20 protein-coding genes are annotated in these 21,722 nt (G+C 60.4%); 2 read left to right on the forward strand and 18 right to left on the reverse strand.

Annotation, left to right across the window (positions count from 1 at the left end):
• Positions 1-36 precede the first annotated feature (36 nt).
• From B0G57_RS09395 to rfbB, 16 genes are all read right to left on the reverse strand, one after another.
• The gene (locus B0G57_RS09395) at positions 37-789 is read right to left on the reverse strand and encodes an SDR family NAD(P)-dependent oxidoreductase (protein ID WP_018442351.1); all 753 of its coding nucleotides are present in this window, start codon (positions 787-789) and stop codon (positions 37-39) included.
• Positions 768-1,970 (reverse strand): glycosyltransferase family 4 protein, encoded by a 1,203-nt coding sequence (locus B0G57_RS09400; RefSeq protein ID WP_018442352.1) that lies wholly within the window; start codon positions 1,968-1,970, stop codon positions 768-770. Before B0G57_RS09400 ends, B0G57_RS09395 begins: the two co-directional genes overlap by 22 nt.
• Positions 1,971-2,158: 188 nt before the next feature.
• On the reverse strand, positions 2,159-3,367 hold the full coding sequence (locus tag B0G57_RS09405; protein WP_018442353.1) for a 2-deoxy-scyllo-inosose synthase: 1,209 nt from the start codon (positions 3,365-3,367) through the stop codon (positions 2,159-2,161).
• A 3-nt stretch (positions 3,368-3,370) separates the two neighbouring features.
• Complete coding sequence (locus B0G57_RS09410) at positions 3,371-4,342, reverse strand: glycosyltransferase family protein (protein WP_018442354.1); 972 nt, start codon at positions 4,340-4,342, stop codon at positions 3,371-3,373.
• A gap of 14 nt (positions 4,343-4,356) precedes the next feature.
• Positions 4,357-5,598, reverse strand: a complete 1,242-nt coding sequence (locus B0G57_RS09415; RefSeq protein ID WP_018442355.1) for a glycosyltransferase — start codon at positions 5,596-5,598, stop codon at positions 4,357-4,359.
• Entirely contained in the window at positions 5,591-6,709 is a 1,119-nt protein-coding gene (gene wecB / locus B0G57_RS09420) for a non-hydrolyzing UDP-N-acetylglucosamine 2-epimerase (protein ID WP_018442356.1), read from the reverse strand. Before wecB ends, B0G57_RS09415 begins: the two co-directional genes overlap by 8 nt.
• On the reverse strand, positions 6,706-8,298 hold the full coding sequence (locus B0G57_RS09425) for a polysaccharide deacetylase family protein (RefSeq protein WP_018442357.1): 1,593 nt from the start codon (positions 8,296-8,298) through the stop codon (positions 6,706-6,708). The genes wecB and B0G57_RS09425 overlap by 4 nt, the downstream gene beginning before the upstream one ends.
• On the reverse strand, positions 8,295-9,677 hold the full coding sequence (locus tag B0G57_RS09430) for a phenylacetate--CoA ligase family protein (RefSeq protein ID WP_018442358.1): 1,383 nt from the start codon (positions 9,675-9,677) through the stop codon (positions 8,295-8,297). Before B0G57_RS09430 ends, B0G57_RS09425 begins: the two co-directional genes overlap by 4 nt.
• 84 nt (positions 9,678-9,761) lie before the next feature.
• Positions 9,762-10,535 carry an ABC transporter ATP-binding protein gene (locus B0G57_RS09435; protein ID WP_018442360.1) on the reverse strand — a complete coding sequence of 258 codons (774 nt, stop codon included), beginning with the start codon at positions 10,533-10,535 and terminating at the stop codon, positions 9,762-9,764.
• 3 nt (positions 10,536-10,538) lie between these two features.
• Positions 10,539-11,360, reverse strand: coding sequence for an ABC transporter permease (locus B0G57_RS09440; protein WP_018442361.1), 822 nt, complete (start codon positions 11,358-11,360; stop codon positions 10,539-10,541).
• A gap of 1 nt (position 11,361) precedes the next feature.
• Positions 11,362-12,777, reverse strand: coding sequence for a mannose-1-phosphate guanylyltransferase/mannose-6-phosphate isomerase (locus B0G57_RS09445; protein ID WP_026229983.1), 1,416 nt, complete (start codon positions 12,775-12,777; stop codon positions 11,362-11,364).
• 222 nt (positions 12,778-12,999) lie between these two features.
• The gene (gene rfbD, locus B0G57_RS09450; protein WP_026229984.1) at positions 13,000-13,902 is read right to left on the reverse strand and encodes a dTDP-4-dehydrorhamnose reductase; all 903 of its coding nucleotides are present in this window, start codon (positions 13,900-13,902) and stop codon (positions 13,000-13,002) included.
• A gap of 193 nt (positions 13,903-14,095) precedes the next feature.
• Positions 14,096-15,031, reverse strand: coding sequence for an NAD-dependent epimerase/dehydratase family protein (locus tag B0G57_RS09455; RefSeq protein WP_018442364.1), 936 nt, complete (start codon positions 15,029-15,031; stop codon positions 14,096-14,098).
• Between the two features lie 23 nt (positions 15,032-15,054).
• Positions 15,055-15,606, reverse strand: a complete 552-nt coding sequence (gene rfbC / locus B0G57_RS09460) for a dTDP-4-dehydrorhamnose 3,5-epimerase (protein ID WP_018442365.1) — start codon at positions 15,604-15,606, stop codon at positions 15,055-15,057.
• Positions 15,603-16,484 carry a glucose-1-phosphate thymidylyltransferase RfbA gene (gene rfbA / locus B0G57_RS09465; RefSeq protein ID WP_018442366.1) on the reverse strand — a complete coding sequence of 294 codons (882 nt, stop codon included), beginning with the start codon at positions 16,482-16,484 and terminating at the stop codon, positions 15,603-15,605. Before rfbA ends, rfbC begins: the two co-directional genes overlap by 4 nt.
• A gap of 42 nt (positions 16,485-16,526) precedes the next feature.
• Positions 16,527-17,591, reverse strand: a complete 1,065-nt coding sequence (rfbB, locus tag B0G57_RS09470; RefSeq protein ID WP_018442367.1) for a dTDP-glucose 4,6-dehydratase — start codon at positions 17,589-17,591, stop codon at positions 16,527-16,529.
• 189 nt (positions 17,592-17,780) lie between these two features.
• On the opposite strand from rfbB, the gene B0G57_RS09475 reads away from it, so the two are divergent.
• Together B0G57_RS09475 and cysC are read left to right on the forward strand one after the other, a co-directional pair.
• A complete protein-coding gene (locus B0G57_RS09475) occupies positions 17,781-18,665 on the forward strand; it encodes a symmetrical bis(5'-nucleosyl)-tetraphosphatase (RefSeq protein ID WP_018442368.1) in 885 nt (294 codons plus the stop codon).
• A gap of 132 nt (positions 18,666-18,797) precedes the next feature.
• The gene (gene cysC, locus B0G57_RS09480) at positions 18,798-19,445 is read left to right on the forward strand and encodes an adenylyl-sulfate kinase (protein ID WP_223258607.1); all 648 of its coding nucleotides are present in this window, start codon (positions 18,798-18,800) and stop codon (positions 19,443-19,445) included.
• A 73-nt stretch (positions 19,446-19,518) separates the two neighbouring features.
• Here the strand turns inward: cysC and B0G57_RS09485 are convergent, their stop codons facing one another.
• Positions 19,519-20,343 (reverse strand): lysophospholipid acyltransferase family protein, encoded by an 825-nt coding sequence (locus tag B0G57_RS09485; protein ID WP_035469146.1) that lies wholly within the window; start codon positions 20,341-20,343, stop codon positions 19,519-19,521.
• Between the two features lie 57 nt (positions 20,344-20,400).
• Entirely contained in the window at positions 20,401-21,678 is a 1,278-nt protein-coding gene (locus B0G57_RS09490; protein WP_018442371.1) for a dihydroorotase, read from the reverse strand.
• Positions 21,679-21,722 lie beyond the last annotated feature (44 nt).

Here is a 21,722-nt window from a genome sequence, read left to right on the forward strand (position 1 = left end):
AGCAATGCCGCCGCTTGCTGAAGTGGAAGGCGTCGGCTACTGCTGGTTCCAGACTGTCTGCATCAACCAGTCCCTGCCTGTAATCCCCGAAGCTTCGTCCGAAAGCAAAAAGAGGACGAGGTTAGCCACCTCGACGGGTGTATTGAAACGCTTGAGCTCTAGCGGTTCACAGACACCTGCGTAGAATTGCTCAGAGCTGATGCCCTGCTCAGCAGCCATCCGGTCCACGTCCTTGAACGACATTTCCGTACCGACCCAGCCCGGGCACACCGCGTTGACCGTGATGCCTTCCGCACCGAGCTCTTTCGCCCAGCACTTAGTCATGCCGATCAATCCGAATTTGGAAGCGCAGTAAGCGGAATAACCCGTGCGGCCCTCCTGACCCAACTGTGACGCAATGTTCACGATGCGCCCAGGGCGAGAGAGGCGCGACAACAATCCTTTGGTGAGCAGGTACGGCCCGACCAGATTGGTGCTCAACACTTCATCGAGTGGGTCGTCCCCAGCATCGAGGATGCCGAAAGTCCTGCAGATGCCGGCGTTGTTGACGATAGCCCACAGATCGCTTTTCCAGGTCTGGTTGAACCCGGCGACGGCATCGCGGTCGGCAAGGTCGAGCACATGCACCCGAGCGTCCGTTTGCCTGACCCATTCTGCTTCGAGCAATGTCTTTGCAGACGTTTCGCTGCTGACGAGCAGTTCCGTCAGATAGCCTTTGCCGGCAAGTGTCTCCGCGATCGAAAACCCAATACCGCGTCCTGCGCCTGTTACAAGGACTCGCTTGCGCATTTCTCGCTCCAGAAGTGTTCGTTGCCGAGCATCCTGCCCACCGCTGCCATCAGTTGCTTCGCCGACTCGGCCCACGACAGCACTTCCATGCCATCGGGATAGACGCATTTGCCCGACTCGCGTGCAGCCAACCACGAGACGAGCAGGTCGTGCAGATCGTCCGCAGACGCCCCGTTGAAATAAGTTGCCGAATTTCCGCACACTTCGCGGAACACAGGGATGTCCCGCACGATCAATGGCACGTTGTGATGCGCAGCTTCGACGAGCGGCAATCCGAACCCCTCAGCCAGGGACAGCCCGAGTAAGGCGGATGACGACTCGTAGACGCCCCTCAAATACTCATCGGTAATCCCTTCGAGCCAGAACAAGCGTTTGCCGCGCATCGAATGCGCTTGCAGTCTCGCGACCAAGCGCTCAATCTTCCACCCGACCCGGCCGACAAACACGAGATCGACGTCAGCGCCTTCGGCCCAAAGTCGTTCGAACGCATCGAGTGCAAGCTCGTGTCCCTTGCGCGGCTCGAGCGTGCCGACCATCAGGAATGTCGACGACGACTTGAGCCGGGCGAGCACTTCTTCGGCATCATCGGGCAAACCCATCGACGGAACGCTCTCGGCAATGTCGGAACCCAGATGGAAATACTCGAGTTTCGGCAATACCTCACGCTTGGGCTTATGCTTGGCGAGCCAAGCACGCAGGTCTTGTCGTACGGAGTCCGAAATGCACACAAGGCCGTCCGCCTCCTCGCTTACGCATTCGAACCAGTAGTTGAAGAGTGCAAGGTAGTCGTTGCCCTCGAACCATGCATTCGTCCCATGAAACCATTCCGGATACATCAACGGGATCAGATCGTAGATCACGAAGTAGACGGCAGCGCCGGACTCTCGAAATCGAACGACCTCCTGACGCAATTCAGGGGTGATGTTGTAGGCAAGATCGACGCTGAGAAAAATGTCCCCTGCCCGAGGCTCAATATGTCGTTCACTGACCATGAGATCGCGACTGCCGTCACCGCGCGCATCGGACGCCGCCAGGGCGGTCACGTAGCGCCCCGTCGTCTTGTCGCCGCGCACGGGAACGACCGCCCAGTCCGCGGGCGGCTGCGATTGCAGCGCCAGCAGCAACCCGCGCGTGACACGTTGAATGCCGGTTCCCTTATCGAACCCGACAAGCTCTGTCACATCAAAAAATAAGCGGTGACACATGAATACGTCGATCTCACAAGAAACGCGCGTCTCCCGCGCTGAGCGTAGCTGAACGATAGGATCTACGCTCCTTTCACGGTGCTGCAACCCGCACCGACGGATGGAACAACACGTCCACGCACGAACCGCGTCGCGCGCTCCGAATGAATCGTCAAAATCCTCGCTCAGACGACCCGCAGTGAATCGCGAGCACCTTGGCGTCGGTTTCTCTCGATCGCCTCGAAGATCACTTCCTGATCGATGTAATGACCGAAATTGCCGTTGTTTGTCGGCGCCATCACGCCTGCGGTGCGCACGAGACCCATGTAAGCCTTGCCGCTCAGGAAGTGCTTGTCGTAGCGAATCTTTTCCCAGATGTCCGATAGCGAATAAGCTTCCGGTACGGTTGTCGGCAAGCCGATACGTCGAAAGACGTCGTAGTGGAGCTCGACAGTTTCTTCGTCGGACAATCCCAGCAGCAGTGCGACCTCTGACGAGACGCACATGCCGATCGCGATTCCTTCACCGTGATAGACCTCGCCTTCGGACAGGTGCTCGACAGCATGACCGATCGCGTGCCCATATTGCTTCAGCGTCTCGTCGTAGTCGGAGTCGAGATCGCCACTCATGACCTCGAGTTTCAGCTCGATCGATCGCGTCACGACTTCGGTAAGAAAGTCGGGATCGACAAGATGCTCGCTGTTCGATGTGATGAACGACAGGAACTTCGTGTCCTGACAAATCGCGTGCTTGATCGCTTCCGAGAGACCATCGCGGATCAATCGCACGTCGAGCGTGCGCAGCACGAGCGGATCGACAACGATCTTAGATGCAGGGTAGTAGCTTCCGATCAGATTCTTGCCATGATCGAAGTTGATCGCTTGCTTGAAATCGATCGCCGCATCGACCTGCGACAGCAGGCTCGTGGGGAAGTGAACGAGCCCGATGCCGCGATACAACGTCGAAGCGAGAAAGCCCGCGAGGTTGTTCACGACACCGCCGCCCAGGCTGAAGATGACCGAGTACTTATCGAATCCGTAGTCGAGCGCCTTCTCCACGAGCTGCGAATATACCTTGAAGCTCTTCGAACTCTCGCTCGCCGGCACCACGAGCGTGCGCACGGAGCGCCCCGAGCGTTCGATGCTCTCGAGCACACGACGCAAATAGAGCTTTTCGACGTTCTTGTCGGTCACGAGCAGGTGTTTGGACTCCTTGCGAATGTGATCGAACACGCCCATTGCGTCGAGATGGCGCAATGAATCCTTCCTTACGATCACTTCGCTTTGCAACCGCTTGTCTGCATGAAAGCTAAAGTTGCGTGTCGTCTGCTCGCTCATTTTGTTCTCGTGCACGGCCGCCCGTGCTGCCTGAATGTTGGATTTCATTTCAGCCATGGTTTATGCCCTCACTTTAAGCACGCGCACGAGCGGCTCTAGACATTGCGGCATCAGATACTTGTTGTGAACATGCCGCTGCAACTCCGGCGAAACCGGTGTCCTCAACGCGGCCTCTACGCCGCGCTGAATCGAGGCGGTCGACATCGGATCGACCTGGTGCACGAGTTCTCCTCCAAAGTGCTCTTGCGTCCATGCACCGGCCGACAACACCATCGGCACTCGGGAAAGGCCCGCCTCGAACGCGGAGAAACCCGCCGGTTCGAGCGAGACTTCTATGAACGCTTTCGCACCGCGCAGCGCCGACCGCAGGACTTCGGACTTCGGCTGCAGGTACGGCAAAAACTTGAAGTGAGATGGAGCGGCCTTCACGCATGCTTCGTAATAGGCTCGATCACGGTAATCACCAACAAACACTAGCGGAATCTTCGACTCTCGCAACGCGTGGATGGCGGACAGTTGGTTCTTCCGTTCTTCAATGATGCCGACAGCCAGCAGATAATCGTCCAGCCTGTACGTCTGTTTGAAAAGCTCGCCGTCTACGAGCTCCTCGAAGCACGAATCGACGCCCCAACGATAGAAGGCCACCTTGCTCGAATCGAGGCGCACATGCTCGACTACGTTTTCGTATTCGCTGTTCGATTTAAAGACGACTACGTCCGCCAGTTCGAAGAATTCCGCGACGGAATCCTTCTCGGACTGTGCAGGTGCCTTCGACCACCAGATGCTCGGCAGCAACACGAGCTTCTTGCCGGCAGCCTTGACTTCGCGAACAAACTCGATGCCGGTAGGAACGACCGAATAGTGCAGAACCACGTCGTACTTATTGAGCGGCTGGGCAGTCGGCCCGTACAGATCTGCGCGCACGCCGAGTTGCCGCAGGTTGTTCATCAGGTCGACCAGCTCCAGCTCTCCGCCCCCGCGGTGCAAAAACGCCGCTGGATAGGTGGTGATCAGTACTCGCGAATCGCTCATTCGATACTCCCGGATTAATGTGCTGAAGCAGGCTGTAGTGGGCTCACGTTCCCCATTTTCCGCCACACGTAACCCAGCATTTTAACGGTCCGGGCGTCCCAGGTGTTATCCCCCACCAGCGCGGCCGCCTCTTCAAGCGTCAATCGGCCGCGTTGCAATTGCCGCTCGACCGCCAGCACAAAGGCTTCCGGCGTCGCCGCGACTTCGAGGCCCGCCGTTTGGCTTCGGGTGAAATCGAGCGGCGTCGAGACCACCGGCAGCCCCGCGGCCAGGTACTCGAAGTACTTCATCGGAAACATCGAGCGCGTGTAGTCGTTCAACCGCGTTGGCAACAACCCGACGTTCATCCCGCGCAGGTATTCCGGCAGTTGCTCGTAAGTTCTGTAACCGAGGAAATGCACATTGGGCAGTTGTTTCAACTCCGCAACACCTTGGCTGCGCTGCCCCTCCCGCTCGCTTCCAATGAAGATCCATTGCCAGCCGGGCCGCAAGCGTGCGGCGGCAAGAATCAGCGAAAAATCGACCTTGAAGTCGGAAAGGACGCCATGGTAGACGAGCCGCGGCCCCGGAATCTGCGTGAGATCCGGCGGGAGCGGACCCACCTCGAGCGCCCGTCCGAAATGATCGGCGTCGGCTACGTTCGCGAAAAAATGCGTGTTCGGATTCAAGCGCGAGCACCGTTCATATAGTGCGGGCGCCGTCGTAAAAACGACGTCGCTCGAGCCAAGCAGTTGCCGCTCGGCACGCTCGAACGCCTCCACGTCGACGCCGGGAATCGCCGTAATGTCGTCCACGCAATGGTAGACGAGTGGGCCGCGAGCGAGTCCCTCGACGGATGTCTGCATGTACGGGTGGTAAGTCCAGACTACCGGCTCGGCGCAACGATATTTGCGCACGAAACGGGCGATGCTCAATTTCAGCAGCGCCTGATTGAGTTGGCGCACCATCGGCCAATGATGCTTCGCGGGGATCATCAGTGGAGAAAGCACCCAGACATTGGGCTCACGCTGCTTTGCCCCTATGAGGTTGGAACGCAAGCCCTGCCGCAATCTGCGCCAGATCCGAGCCCAGTCCTTGCCGCTGGCGAGCTTTGGCGAGCGGAAGCCCACGCTTTCAACGTAAAGCACGCGCCAGCCGCGACGCGCGAGGACCCTCGCCGTATGCTGTTTGTTGGTCCAATACGGCTCATCCCAGTCTGCTGTCGAGAACAGCAGGCAATCGCCAGCCGTCCGAGCGGTGTCAGAAGAGTCAGCCATTGAACACCTCGACGGGCTGCCCAAGGAGGCTCGATACGATGCGCTGAGAGGCCCCGCCATCCCCGTACGGGTTCGAGCGGTCGCGTAACGCCCGTCGGCGCCCCTCGTCGTCCAGCCAGGCCTTGGCTGCGGCTTCGATGCGCTCGGGCGCTTGGCCCGCAAGCGTCGCGAATCCCGCATCGACGCCTTCGCGTCGCTCGGTGTGGTTGCGCATCACCACCACCGGCACACCGAAGGTCGGCGCCTCCTCCTGAATGCCGCCTGAATCACTGATCGCGAGTACGCTCCTGCTAAGCAAATAGAGGCTCGACGGGTAATCGACCGGGTCGATCAACGCCAGATTGTCAATGCCCGCGAGTTCGCGCATGACCGGTTCGCGAACGGCCGGGTTCAAATGGACCGGGAACACCCATTGATACTTCTGGTATTGGCCGCAAAGGTCGCGCAGCACTTGGCAGATGCCTTTGATTGCGCCGAAGTTTTCGCGACGATGGCACGTCACAAGCACGTGCGCATGGCTCGGTCCGTCCCACTCGGGCAATCGTAGACTCGCCGGCGGGTGTTCCCAGGCGTTGCGAACAAGCATGATCGCATCTACGACTGTATTGCCCGTCACGACGATATGGCTCTCGTCGATCCCTTCGCGCAACAAGTTGTCCCGCGCAAGCGCGGTCGGAGCGAAATGCCGCGTAACAATACGGCTCAAAAGATTGCGATTGGCTTCCTCGGGGAACGGGCTTTTCAGATTGCGCGTACGCAAGCCCGCTTCCACGTGCGCGACGGCAATCCCGTGATGGAACGCTGCCAACCCGGCACAGAAAGCCGTCGTCGTGTCGCCCTGAACGAGGACCCAGTCGGGACGCACTTGCTCGAGCACGCGATCCATTTCGGTCAAAAGCCGCGCAGATAGCACGTTGAGCGACTGTCCAGGGCTCATCGTATCGACGCTGATGTTGGGCTCTATCTCGAAGAAATCGAGGGCCTGCGCGAGCATTTCCTTGTGCTGCCCGCTCGTGCAGACCACGGTGTCGACGCTGCGACGCAGCGCGTCCACGACGGGCGCGAGCTTGATGACTTCGGGACGCGTCCCCATGACGACCATGACTTTCATTTCAGCCGCCCGTCCGAAGTCATCTTGATGCGCTCGCCGCGGTATTCGACGGCGAGCGACAGGTCGGTCGCCGCTTGGCGAGACGGCTGCAGCAGGTACGAACCGTCTGCTTCAACCACACAGCTCAGCGATTTGGCCCGCAGGAAATCCATGGCCGAAACTTCGTCGAGGAAGAGAGGGCGGCTCGCCCGCCTACGTATATACGCGATCAACTCCTCGTGCGCGCGGATGCGCTGCTCTTCGGTCCGCCAACCATACTGATATCGCGGCGAGAACGGATGATCGAGGTAACCGAAGAACGTGTTCGTCTCGTACGCGAAGTCGAACGCTTGTTTGAACACGGACAGCGGGTCGCCATCGGCCAACATGCAATCGCCATGAAGCATGCACTGCTGGCTGTGACCGATGAAGCCGTCCTGCATCTCGGCCAGTGCGCCCGCGCGCGCCAACAGGAATTCGGGGTCATTGCGGATGATGCCCCCGATGCAACCGGCATAGCCCGCATCTGCCAACGCTTCAAGCGCGTAACGAGGGCTCTGATGGAAAGGTGAGACGGCATAACGAACTGGCTTGGCTGTCACCGCTTCGATCGCTCGAGCCGATTCACGCCCCTCTTCGAACGCCGCCTCATAGCTACCGCCCCAGTTAGGGGCATGCGTGGCGGTGTGCGATAAGATCGCCGCGTGCGGCGCGGCTGCAAGCTCTTGAAGAAGGGCGTGGTGTACCGATTCGCGGAGATTCGACGTGTGCACGGCAAGCGAAAACGGGACGCCGAGCGACCGATAGGTCTCCCACAGCGGGCGAGCCGACTCGACGTCTTCATCGCAATCGAGCCGCGACGTGACGGCCGCGTCGAAGCCCCATGGGATCTCGCTCAGAATCGGCTGGCACGGAAGCTCGCCGCCTCGATGCCCCGACAAGAAGTTTTCGACCGTTCGCCACTCGAACGAATCGCACGGACCTACCGGACGGTTGAACCACAGCACACTGGCCGATTCGAGATCCCACAATGCCGCATACGAGAAACGGCGCTCTCCGTCGACATAAACGGACGCTAGCCTCGCGTGATTGGGCACATCGATCGGATCTCGAACTGACCAAATCGACCCGTCGGCGCGCACCGCACCGAAGCCGAGATTGTTCCATTCGTCCGTGAAGTCGAACCGTTCGAACGGGCGAACCCAAGTACCCTCACCCAAGCGGGCGCTCAACGCGTCGTAACGGACGTCGGCACGGCTTGCAGCAGTGTGGCCGCTGAGCGCAACGGCGCTGCGCGCGGCATTGCCAAAGTTATCGGGCAATGCGCAAGGCCGGCACTCGAGCAACTTCGCAAGGGCGTCTGGCAGTCGCCCGAAGACGATCAGCTTGCCCTTCGCTGCGTTGCTGTCACTCTTCGCACGCAGCCACTCAACGAGCAACTGCCCGTCTTCATTCGGAATATCAACTGCCGCTAGTACAGCTACCGAACCGGCACGCACGTCGCAACGAGCGATATGACGCGCCTGAATCGCGCTAACCGAACGGCGCAGCGCCGCGAGGACGATCTTTCCGGCTTCGGCGCTTTGGTGCGAAAACAGAACGTCGATCATGCGGTCACCACATGGCGAAACTTCGCACGATGGCCGACCCTGACCATCTGGTCGTGTCCAACGTAGGCAATCGAAAAAGCATCGTTCCAGAAGTGTTTGACCTTGGCCGTAGTGTCGGCTTCGTTAGCCCAGGGCTCGAGCACGATACGCAGAGTCGGCGGCGAAGTCCGCAGGTCGATCTGAAATTCTTGGATGCCGCCGACGCGGTGATCGAGCATGTCCTGGATGTGGTGCGTCGCATGGGCGATGCCATTGATCGGCACGACGTCATGGATACGGCCGACGACGTCGACGAGAAAGAAGCCATCATCTCGTTCTTCGACGCGCGCGCGGTCTCCCGTCGCATAACGGATCAACGGCATAAGGTGGTTCCGGAAGCCGGTGAAAACGAGCTCGGAGCCGCCGTCGCAATCATCGTCGAGCATCCGGTGCTCCGGCCATCCCTCCGATTCCAGGATCTGGAACCCGCCCTCCTGGCCGTCCAGTTCGTAGGCCATCACGCCGAGCTCCGCCAAACCATAGCGATTGATGACTCGGCATCGCAACGCGCGCTCGATCACCTCACGCGCATGATCTTCCAAGAGTTCGCCGCTTGACTCGAAGATAGAGAAAGCCTTGCCAAGCCCGTATTTGCGCTCCACGTAGCATGCGAGCGCGTACATCGTCGACGGATGGCCATGCGCAAGATATGGCTTCCGCCGCTTCAAGGTTCGCCACATCTCCTCGAGACCTTCGTCGTCGATCCGGTCGAAGAAAATGTTGCTGCGATTCATGGCGAAGCACTTGAAATCTTCGCGCGACGGCCAATTCGGTACGGCCTGGTCAGGGAAACGGCAGGCAAAGTGCAGCTCGGAGCGATAGCCGTGCTTTCCGGCTCGCCGGCGCGCGTAAAACGTCACCGCCGAGGAATAGTCGGCCGCTTCCTGATCGTAGTAGATCGTGCACGAGAGCCCCGTCGAACCACCCGTCTTGCAGGCGTGATGCCGGATTTCTTCAAGCGGGCGCGAAAACAGACGTGCGCCCTGCTCGCGAATGACGTCCTTCGTGAGATAAGGCAGGTCTTGCAAATACCGGGGATCGGAGCCGACCTTGATCGGATCGAAGCGCCGCTCGCGATAGAGATCGCGGTAATAGGGCACGTGCTCGCCGGCGAACTGCAGGATATTGGACAATCTTTGGAGCGCGATCCGTCGCCGCTCGGGCATCGGTAGCCGATAGTGATGGCGCAGTTCGGCGACTTTCGGGCGGACATTGCGCTTCTCGCGGCTTTCAGCGATCGGATAGGCGACGTAGGCGCCCGCTAGGCCCTTCATCAGCCTGAACGGTTGGTGCCAGAACAATGTACCGCCGTAGCGGATCAGTGGATGATCAGCGCGCATGTTTTCCAGCCTTGTAGACGCTCACGCCGAGCCGGTGTTCGGACGAAAGCCCGATCGTCGTGACTGTGATTCGCAATGAGTCGGTCACGGCAGTGACGCGGAATCGGACGGAACTTCGACACTGGGGGCCTGTTTCAGCACCACCAACTCGTCAGAGACGATCTTGCCGTGCTCGAGGCCGATCTTTCGCGTGCACACACGCTCGACCAGTGAAGGGTCGTGCGTCGCGACAATAACGATCGACGCGCTGCCTACCAACGCTTCGAGACGCTGCGCGGCTTTGGCGCTGAACTCGGCGTCGCCTACACTGAGCCACTCGTCCATGATCAGAATGTCCGCCTCGACGCTCGTCGAAATCGAAAACGCGAGGCGCAGCATCATCCCGCTCGAGTAGGTGCGCACCGGCAAGTTCAGATATTCGCCGAGATCACTGAAGTCCGCGATCTCGTCGATCTTGCTTCGAATCCGGGCCGGCGAAAGGCCATCGAGAATGCCACGCAAGTAGATGTTCTCAAAACCGGTAGCATCGGAATCCAGTCCCATCGAAACGTCGAGCAGCGACGCGACGCTGCCGCTCACTTTAAGACTGCCACGAACGGGCTCGTACACGCCCGAAAGCGTACGCAACAGCGTCGTCTTTCCCGAGCCGTTGTGACCGACGAGACCGATGCGCTCGCCCTCGGAAAAGCGGAAGCTCAACTCGTCGAGGGCCCGCACGATCGCGTGACGGCCTGCGTCCTGACCGATTCGGCCGCCGGTCGTCAGGTTCAGCACCGCCTTCTTCAGAGAGCGGTGCGAGTTTTCGTAAATGGGAAATTCGACCGAGATTCCCTCGGCAACGATAGACGAACTCATCATGTGTCAGAGCCAATACGGGACGCGATGACGTGTTCGTCGCATCAGGTACTGCGCGAAAGCAAAACCGACAATCAACAGCGCGATCGACCAGACCCACGATTCCCAACGAATCGGACGGCCCGTCAGCGGAGCGCGGACGATCTCGATCATGTGATAAAGCGGATTGTATTCAGCCACCCACCCGCGATCCTTGAGGACCTCGGGCGACCACATAACCGGCGTAAAGAAGAACACAACCTGCGTGAGGTTCTGAATGATCGGCGGGATGTCGCGAAAGCGTGCACACAGAATGCCGAAGGCGGTTCCGATCCACACGCCGTGAAGCACCAGCAGGAACAGGCCTAGCGGAACCAGCAGAAACTCCCACGTCGGCCACCTGCCAAATGCGATGAGAAGCAGCACGACCACCGGCAAGCTATGGAGCATGATCGCAAAGTTGCGCCATACGATTCGACATACGTGCACGGTCAACGGAATGCGTATCTGCTTGATCAAATAGGCTGAGCCGATAAACGCATTGCAACTTTCGTTCGCGATCGACGACATGTACTGCCAGATTACTAGGCCGACCGCGAGATACGGCAGATAGCTCCGCACTTCCTGGTGCAGCAGTGTTGAATACAGCGCGCCGAGCACGACGACCATGATGGCCGTGCTCAACGTGAACCAGAAAGGCCCGATGATCGAGCGCCGGTAACGCTGACGGATGTCGTGCCATCCGAGCGTTCCCCACACCCGCGTCGCCTTCAAGCCGACGAGCAGGTCATTCCTGCCGCTATGGCCACTAAGGTGGCCACCTTCACGTTCGATTACTGCAACATCCATATCAGGCTCGCCCGTAAACGTCCTCGAACCTGACGATGTCGTCCTCACCAAGGTACTCGCCGCTTTGCACCTCGATCATGACGAGGTCGACGACGCCAGGATTCTCGAGGCGATGCTTGTGCCCCGCGGGAATGTAAGTGGACTCGTTGCGAGCGACGAAAAATTCGCGGTCGCCGTTGACCACCTTGGCCATCCCGCTCACTACGATCCAATGCTCGCTGCGGTGATGGTGCATCTGCAGGCTCAGGCTCGCCCCCGGCTTAACTTCGATACGCTTGATCTTGAAGCCTGGCGCTTCTTCCAGGACGGTGTAAGTGCCCCATGGCCGGTGCACCGTCCGGTGCACCTTATGCGCTTCGTGACCGCTCGCCTTCAATTGCGCGTAGATATGCCGCACTTCCTGCGCACGCTCCCGCTTCGCCACAAGCAGCGCGTCCGGCGTATCGATGACAATCAGGTTCTCGACACCTACGGCACCGATGATCCGGTCGCGACTCATCAGATAGCAGTTGTCGACGTCATGCAGCAACGCTTCGCCTTCGATGCGGTTGCCGTGACTGTCCGGCTTCGAGAGCTCGCTCACGGCCGTCCACGAACCGATGTCGCTCCAGCCGATGCTGCACGGAACGACGGACACGTTCCCGGACTTTTCCATTACCGCGTAATCGATGGAATCTTCACGAACCGCGCCGAAAGTTTTCGGGTCCAGCTGGACTTGCGTCCACCCCTCCCCGTTCGAGATGCGCGACTCGCGCATGCAGCTTGATACGGCGTCGAGGATGTCAGGACAATGCTGCTTCATCTCTCGCAACATCGCCGCAACCGTAAAGCAAAACATGCCCGAGTTCCAATAAAACCCTTCCGACGCGACATACTCGCGTGCCTTTTCCAGCGGAGGTTTTTCGATGAAACGAAGGACCGTATTGCCATCGGCTTCGATATATCCGTAACCGGTCTCGGGTGTCTCGGGGCGAATACCGAACGTCACGATTTTCCCGCCGTCGGCCAATTTGGCTGCTTCATCCACTGCCTTTGCAAACGCGAGTTCGTCGGCAACGAGATGGTCGGCCGCGAGCACGAGCATCAAGGTATCCGCACCGGATGTCTCGGCTACACGACTGACGGCCGCTGCAATCGCTGCCGCTGTGTTGCGGCCAAATGGTTCGCAAATAAACGACGTGCCTATCCGATCGGTATTAATTTCCCTGAATTCGTCTTCGGCTTTAAAGAACAATTCCCGATTGGTTACGGTAAGGATTTCCTTAACGTCCGGCAGAGAAGCCGCACGAAGAAAAGCTTTTTGCAGCAAGCTGCGCCCATCCGAAAGGCGAATGAAAGGTTTGGGGTGCAACTCTCGCGAGACCGGCCACAGGCGCGATCCGACGCCCCCGCACAGGATGATGGGTATCAAGCTCACAAACTCCTCTTCGTCTTTCTATGTGGAACGAAAACACCGGTCGCCCAGCGCGGCCTTCTTCCCCAACCATATGATCAGCCTGCGACCGGCCGAAGGCATGCAGCAGTAATCTGCTGTAACGAAACTGTCCTCCGCCGAGATGCCGCATTCTAGCGTACCGGCCATGCCCTGAACACCTCGGCCCAAGCTGCCCGCGGCTCGACGTTGTAAAAATAGCGACAGCTATGCTCCCGCCAGGCAAAGCGCAAGGGCGTCTCGCCACTGCGGCGGCCGGATACCGAACGTTGCCGTCAGCTTCGCGTTTGAAAGACGCGAATTGGCCGGTCGCCGCGCCGGCGTCGGATACTCGGCCGAGGTGATCGGCACGACTTTCGGCCTCTTGTCACGAAGCGCAACATCGAAAATCGCCTTGGCGAAGCCGGCCCACGATGTCTGTCCGTCGGCGGTCAAATGATAGATTCCCGACCGCCTGGCCCACCAATCGGCGCGCGCATCCTCGGGCAACGCCATCGATTGCGCGACGATCTGCGCGGTCGCCTCCGCGATGGTCCGTGACCATGTCGGCGCTCCGATCTGGTCGGCGACGATCCGCAACTCTTCCCGCTCCTGGGCGAGCCGCAGCATGGTGCGGACGAAGTTTCGTCCGCGCACCCCATAAACCCAACTGGTCCTCAGCACCAGATGCAAGCCACCACAATCTTCGACAGCGCGCTCGCCTGCCAGCTTGCTCTCGCCGTACACGTTCAGCGGACCAACGCGGTCGTCTTCCTGGTAAGGCGCTGGCTTCGCTCCGTCGAAGACGTAATCCGTGGAATAGTGAATCAGCGGAATGCCGAGCCGCTGCGCTTCGGAGGCCAGCAGGCCCGGAGCCACCGCGTTGATGCACATCGCAGCATCGCGCTCGGTTTCCGCCTGATCCACCGCTGTATAAGCAGCGGGGTTAATGATGAGCGATGGTTTGATCTCGCGTACGACAACGGCAAGTCGACTTTCGTCCGCCAGATCGAGCGTATTGTGATCCGGCGCAACGACGCGACCGAGCCCTTGCAGGCAACGCACCAGCTCAAACCCTACCTGACCGGACGCGCCGGTTACAAGGATGGGGCGCTCTCTCAATTCAGACATAGAGTCGTGCATCGGTAGGTATGCGGGGCCTATGTCGCCGCCACCGCCTGTCGGCCAGCAGAGCGTTAGGCGCCAAATTATAAAGGCAAGCAACAACGGCCCCAAAAGGCCTAACAAACTGATACAACCGATAACATCTGTTTTCCCAATCACCGCTTGGCAGCGTAAAAATTGCCGCCGTCTCGACTCACTATCAACGCTTGTCCGGCCGCTGCACCATCCATCGAATCGTGTCAGCGAAATCGATAGGCTGCACGGTGGGCGCCATCTGACGCAGCTTCGTCGCCGATCCGACGAGCACCTTAACCTCGTTGTCGCGCACAAAGGCGCGATTGACGCGGATTTCCAGATCGTGCCCCGATGCCTCGCGGACCAGGTCCACGACCTCGTGCAGCGTATGCGGCTGCTCGCTGCATACATTGACGATCTCGCCCGCCGCCGGCGACTCGAGCAGTGCGCGATACGCGCTCGCCACCATGCGTACATCGGAAAAATCACGCGCCACGTCGAGATTGCCGAGTTCGATAAAGGGCCGCCCTTGCGTGAAATGCGAGACGATCTTCGGTACGAGGAATCGGCTCTCCTGCCCACGCCCCGTGTAGTTGAACGGCCGCGTGATGACGATCGCCAAACGGTCCGCCCACGTCTTCGCGAGATGCTCCATCGCCAGCTTGCTCGCGGCATAGTGATTCACCGGAGCCGGGGGCATGCTCTCGTCGACCACGCCCGCTGCGTTTCCATAGACGTTCGCGCTGCTGGCGATTAGGATTTTTTGCGGATGGCAGCCCACATCGATGCAGGCTTGAAGCAGGTTCAAAGTACCGAGAACGTTGACGCGATACATATCGAGCGCATCGTCGTGCGCAACGAAGCTGATCGCGGCGAGATGCACGATATGCGTCGGCTTGACGAGCCCGATGACGCGTCTGCAATCGTGCACAGAGGTAATGTCGAGCAGATGCTCGTTCTCCTCCAGCCCGTTCACGCCGGTGCGTGCCACCGTGCCGTGCACCTCGTAGCCGGCCCGCCGCAATTCATCGCGCACGTATGCGCCAGTAAACCCTCGGACGCCGGTGATCAAAGCACGCTTCAGCGTCGGTCGGTTGGAGGAAGTCAAATCAACGATCATCTTATATTGCAGTTCATGTCCGCTCACGCGAACAAATCGGCGTCCGCCAGCAGTTTTCCGGCGGCATCCTTCGGTGCGAGCGCGGGCTCGAAGTCGATCGGCCATTCGATCGCGACTTGCGGATCGTTCCAAACAAGGCAGCGCTCGAATTCGGGATACCAGTAGTCGGTGGTCTTATAGAGAAACTGCGCCGTGTCCGACAGCACCACGAATCCGTGCGCGAACCCTGGCGGGATCCACAGTTGCCGGTGATTCTCGCCCGAAAGAACGAAACCGGCCCACTTGCCGAAAGTCGGCGAACTTCGGCGTAGATCGACCGCAACGTCGAATACGGTCCCTTCGACGACGCGCACGAGCTTGCCCTGCGCATGCTCGATCTGGTAATGGAGCCCTCGAAGAACGCCCTTGGCCGAACGAGAATGGTTGTCCTGCACGAATCCGATACCTTGCTCCACGGCCTCGGCGAAGTTTCGTGCATTGAAGCTTTCGTAGAAGAACCCGCGTGCGTCGCCGAAAACTTTCGGCTCGATGAGCTTGACCCCGTCAAGCGATGTCGGTCTAACTCCAATGCTCATGCGATTTGGCCCGAGAGTAGGCTCGTCAGGTAGACGCCATAATGGCTCTTGTTCAGAGGCCGCGCCAGTCGTCGCAATTGCTCGGCATCGATCCAGTTGCGGCGATAGGCGATCTCTTCAGGACACGCCACCATCAAGCCCTGGCGCTTTTGCAGCGTCGCAATGAACGTCGACGCCTCGATCAATGAATCGTGCGTGCCGGTATCGAGCCAGGCATAGCCGCGCCCCATGATCTCGACGTTGAGCGCGCCGTCAGCAAGGTAGCGGGAATTCACATCCGTGATCTCGAGCTCACCGCGCGCGGAAGGTTTGATGTCGGCCGCGATATCGCATACGCGCTCGTCGTAGAAGTAAAGGCCGGTCACGGCATAGCTCGAACGCGGCCGCGCCGGCTTTTCTTCGATCGAGACCGCTCGAAAATCCGCATCGAACTCCACGACGCCATAACGCTCGGGATCGTTGACGTGGTATGCGAATACGGTCGCCCCCGTCTCGCGAGCGTCGGCGCGCTCGAGCTGGCTCACGAGGTCATGGCCATAAAAAATGTTGTCGCCGAGTATGAGTGCAGACGAGCGTCCGCCGATGAACTGCTTGCCGATGATGAACGCCTGCGCAAGGCCATCAGGTGACGGTTGCACCGCATATTGGAGGTTCATGCCCCACTGGCTGCCATCGCCGAGCATCGCCGTGAATCGCGGCGTGTCCTGAGGCGTGGAGATGATGAGGACATCGCGAATCCCCGAGACCATCAGCGTGGACAGGGGATAGTAGATCATCGGCTTGTCGTAGACAGGCAGGAGCTGCTTCGACACGGCATGCGTGACCGGATAGAGCCGCGTGCCCGAGCCACCCGCGAGGATAATGCCTTTCCGTGTCATATTTTCCCCTCCGGACGAGCTACGCCGATCCGATGATGCGTATTACGCGCGCGCAGCATAGTTCGTTTCGACCCATTTCCGGTATTCGCCCGAAGCCACCTCTGTAACCCAGGCCTCATTGTCGAGATACCACTGAACTGTTTTTCCGAGACCGGTCTCGAACGTCTCCGCAGGCTTCCACCCAAGTTCGCGCTCGATCTTTCGCGCATCGATCGCATAGCGCCGATCGTGTCCGGGCCGGTCTTTGACGAACGCGATCTGCTGACGGTAGGAGCCGCCGCCGGCCTTGGGTCGGGCCTTGTCCAGTAGGTCGCAGACGGTCTGAACGACCTCGATGTTGGTCTTTTCGTTCCATCCGCCGACGTTGTACTTGTCACCGGGCACGCCGTCGGACAGGACCACCCGCAAGGCGGCGCAATGATCACCGACATAGAGCCAATCGCGCACGTTGTGGCCGTCGCCATACACAGGCAGCGACTTGCCGGCAATCGCGTTGGCGATGATGAGTGGAATCAGCTTCTCGGGGAACTGATAAGGACCGTAGTTGTTCGAGCAGTTCGTCGTCAGCGTTGGAAGACCGTACGTGTGATGATAAGCGCGCACTAGGTGATCGGAGCCCGCTTTGGTCGCCGAATAGGGGCTGTTCGGCGCATAAGGCGTTGTCTCGGAGAACTGAGGATCGATCGGTGACAAAGAACCGAATACCTCGTCCGTCGAGATATGGAGGAAACGGAACGCGGCACGCGACGCGTCATCGAGCCCGCTCCAGTATCGACGTGCACTCTCGAGTAATGCGAAGGTCCCTACCACATTTGTCTGGACGAAATCGGCGGGACCGTGAATGGAACGATCGACATGGCTTTCCGCCGCGAAATGCACTACGGCTCGCGGCTTGTGCTCGAGAAGCAGAGAGTCGACGAGCGCGGCGTCGCAAATGTCGCCGCGCACGAACACGTGATGCCGACTTTGCTCGATAGACGCCAACGTACGCAGGTTCCCCGCGTAGGTCAGCTTGTCTAGGTTCAACACCGGCTCGTCGGAAAGACGCAGCCAGTCGAGCACGAAATTCGCTCCAATAAAGCCTGCACCGCCCGTTACGAGGATCATCCGGTTCCCTTCAAATGCTTGGTCAGCGACGCTGCGGCAAGAGATTACGTACAATCTGTCACCGAAAATTGCCGCAACCACTGCTTTCGGCAACGGCCTCGCCGAAAGCAGTGGTGCCGTCCATAAGATAAACGCAACATTATACGGCCGCACGTCCAAAACATCGAACGGGGCCGCTCCCATTCGCCCATGACCGCCCTCTCGCACACCGATTCGCTCGCCCCTTTCGCCTTCGGCGACCTTCAAGGCTGCCATGAGCCCTTCATGCGTCTGCTCGGCAAACTGCCCGCAGGCGCGGACACACCGCTCTGGTTCGCCGGCGACTTGATCAACCGCGGCCCTGACTCGCTCGCCACGCTTCGCGAAGTCGCAGGCCTGGGCGCACGCGCTACCGTCGTGCTCGGCAACCACGATCTCCACCTGCTGGCCGTCTCGGCCGGCGTGAGGCGCACCAAATCGGGCGACACGTTGAGCGATATCCTCGCCGCGCCCGATGCCCCCGATCTGCTCGACTGGTTGCGTCACCGCCCTCTCGCTCACATCGAGCGCGGGATCCTTCTCGTTCATGCGGGCGTGCTGCCGCAATGGGACGCCGCATTGACGCTCGAACTGGCCGAGGAGTTGGAGCGCGCCTTGCGTGGCCCCGCTTGGGCCGAGACGCTCGCCGACCTCTACGGCAATGAGCCGCGCACCTGGAGCCCCGATCTGCGACGAAAGGAGCGCATGCGTGTGGCGTTCAACGCGCTCACCCGCATTCGCTTCTGCTCCGCCGACGGCAAGATGGATTTCGCGGCAAACGGCGGCCCTGCCTCCGCGCCGCCGGGGCATATGCCTTGGTTCGACGCGCCGGGCCGCCGCACGGCCGATATCACCGTCGTCTTCGGCCATTGGGCCGCGCTCGGCCTCATGATGCGCGACAACGTCATCGGCCTCGATTCGGGGTGCGTCTGGGGCAATCGCCTGTCGGCGGTGCGGCTCGCGGCGAACCCAGCCGAGCGGACGCTGATGCAGGTGGACTGCGGCGGATGCGGCCGAGTGGCGGATGAACGCGAGCAGACGCAATCAAATACGTAACGTCGACGCGCATCGACGGTCATTGTGTGAATCCGCACACGTATCCGTGAAAAATTCGGTAACCATTCACGGGTTCTTGAGAATCGTCATCTTTTCTAGAATGGCTATTTGAATACGAACTGCGGAGCAATCTTGCGAACCCTCGACGGCTTGGGCCCGGAAAACGGCTCGATACAAGGCAGACGTGACGCATCGCGAGCGTGGCAGTTGCCGTCCCGCCGCACGAAGCTTGCCGCCGAAGGCTACGGCGGCGTGCTCTGGATGACGGGACTTTCCGGCGCGGGAAAGTCGACGCTGGCCAACGCGCTCAAGGAGCAACTTGAAGCGGACCGCTACCTCGTGACGGTGCTTGACGGCGACATCCTAAGGACGGGTCTCAACACAGGATTGGGCTTCAGCGACAGCGATCGCCGCGAAAACATCCGGCGCGCCGCGGAAGTCGCGGCAATGTTCAAGCGAGCGGGCTTCATCGTCATTGCCGCGCTGATTTCGCCCGCGGCGGAACATCGAGCGCTGGCGAGAAAGATCATCGGCAATCAGTTCTTCGAAATTCACGTCGACAGCAGCCTCGAGGTTTGCGAATCGCGGGACCCGAAGGGGCTCTACGCGAAAGCGCGCAGCGGAAAGCTCAGCCAATTCACGGGCTTGTCATCGCCGTACGAGCCACCCATTTCGCCCGACTTGGTCGTCGATACCTCACGCTCGACGATCGCCGGTTCCGTTGCGAAGCTGGTCGGGTTCATCGGCACACATATCGAAGAGCGTCGCTTCGAGCGCTAGCAAACGTTGTCGCCCTGGGGAGCGCCGGGTCCAGAAGGAAGGCAATCGTTCGTCTCCGAACGGCGCTACTTCGTCATGCGCCGCCGGCCCCGCCGGCTTCTGCAGGCCGCCCCTCATCGGGCATCTGCTCATACCGCACCTCGGCGCCCACGGGCGGCGGCCACTTCGCCTGCATCCACGTAAGCGCGGATGCCACAGCCTCTCTCGCCTGAGCGGCGAATGCGCGGCGGTCGCTCGTGGGCACGATCGGTTCGCCCACGAAAACATGCGCCGTGATCGGCCCGCCGCGCAACGTCGCATCGAGCGATTCGCCAAGCGACATGTCGCCGATATAGGCGGGTGCCGTGGTCTGCCGTCCTTGCGCATCCTCGTAGAGCAAGCAGATCGGCTGCACCGGACATCCGGCCGAAACGGCCGCTTGAAACAGATTCGCGTGAAACGGCAGCAGCGACACGCCGTCCGACGTCGTGCCCTCGGGGAACACGCACATCACTTCGCCAGCCTGCAGGCGCGCGGCCATCTCGTGCATCGTCCTCAGCGCGTCCTTGCGCTTCTCGCGTTGAACAAACACGGTGCCGAGCCGGTACGCGAGCCAGCCGACGATCGGCCACTCGCGCACCTCGGCCTTCGATACGAACGGCGTCGGCCGCCACGCATTGATCACGTAGATGTCGATCCACGAAATGTGATTGCCGACGACGAGCACGCCCTGATCGAGCCTGCGCTCGTCGCCATGCACGACGAGGCGCATGCCCGACAAGCGCAGCAGCTTGAGCGACCAGGCACGGATCCGCGCGTTCTTGTACGCCTCCGACGCGCGGGAAAAGCGCGTGGCGACGACCCACATGCCATGCAGCAGATGCACCACGAGCCGAATCTTGGCGAGCCCTACCTTCATCGCGTCCACCCTTCGTTCTCTTATTCGTCTCGTCCCGTCGCCATCGATGCGACGAGATCAATTCCGCTCGAATGCGACACGTCCCGCAACGATCGTCGCACGCACGCGCGCGGGCAGTTCGTAGCCGAGGAACGGTGTGTTATGCCCCTGGCTCTTCAGCGAGCGAGGCTCGACTCGCCAGTGCGCGCCCGCATCGAAAACGCAAATGTCGGCCGTCGCGCCGACGTCGATGCGCCCCGCCGGCAGCTTCAGAACGTCGGCCGGCGCCGCAGTAACGCGGTTCAACGCCTTGGCAAGCGGCACGCGCGTTTCCTCGGCCCATTTCACGGTCAACGATAGCAGTAACTCGAGCCCCGTCGCGCCCGGTGTTGCTTCGGCGAACGGCAGCAGCTTCTCGTCGTCGTCGACGGGCGTGTGATCGGAGCAAATCGCGTCGATCGTGCCGTCTGCCAGCCCCGCGCGGATCGCTTCGCGGTCGCGTTGCGAACGCAACGGGGGATCGAGGCGGAACTGCGCGTCGAAGTAGCCGATGTCGACATCGATCAGATGAATGTGGTTTGCCGACACATCACATGTCACGGGCAAGCCCTCTGCCTTGGCTTCGCGCACGAGAGCAATTCCGGCGGCCGACGAGAGATGCGGCAGGTGAACGCGAGCACCCGTGACGCGCATCAACTCGAAAATCGTATGCAGGGCGATGGTTTCCGCCGCAACGGGCATCCCAGGCAAGCCGAGGCGCGACGCCACCGCGCCGCTCGCGGCCACGCCGCCCTTCGCTAAATACGCATCGAGCGGGCGCAGCCAAGCGGTATAGCCGTACGTGCTCGCATACTGAAGCGCGCGCAGGAGCACCTGCGTATCGACGATCGGCAGCTCCGCTTGAGAAAACCCCACGCAGCCGGCCTCGGTCAGCGCGACCATCTCGGTGATGACCTGCCCCTTGAGCCCGACGGTGAGCGCGCCGAGCGGGTACACGTGCGCGCGATCGAGTTTGCGCGCGCGAAACTTGAGCATCTCCACGAGGCCGGGCTCGTCGAGGATCGGATCGGTATCAGGCGGGCAAACGAGGCTCGTCACGCCGCCCGCGAGGGCCGCGGCCGTTTCGGATTCGAGCGTCGCCTTGTGTTCGTAGCCAGGCTCGCGAAGCCGCGCCGAGAGGTCGACGAGACCGGGCGCCACGTAAAGTCCGTTCGCATCGATCGTCTTCGTCGCTTCGAAATCGGCCGGCGCGAGACCGTTCCCCACGATCTTGCCGTCCGCGATGAACACATCCGCTCGCCGCTCGGTGCCGGCCGCCGGATCGATCACGGTGCCGCCTTGGATATGAGTCTTCATGCGCTGCTCTGCCTTCTTCTATCTCTCTCGGTCTGCCGATTTTG

Source organism: Trinickia symbiotica, from assembly GCF_002934455.1.
Classification (GTDB): domain Bacteria; phylum Pseudomonadota; class Gammaproteobacteria; order Burkholderiales; family Burkholderiaceae; genus Trinickia; species Trinickia symbiotica.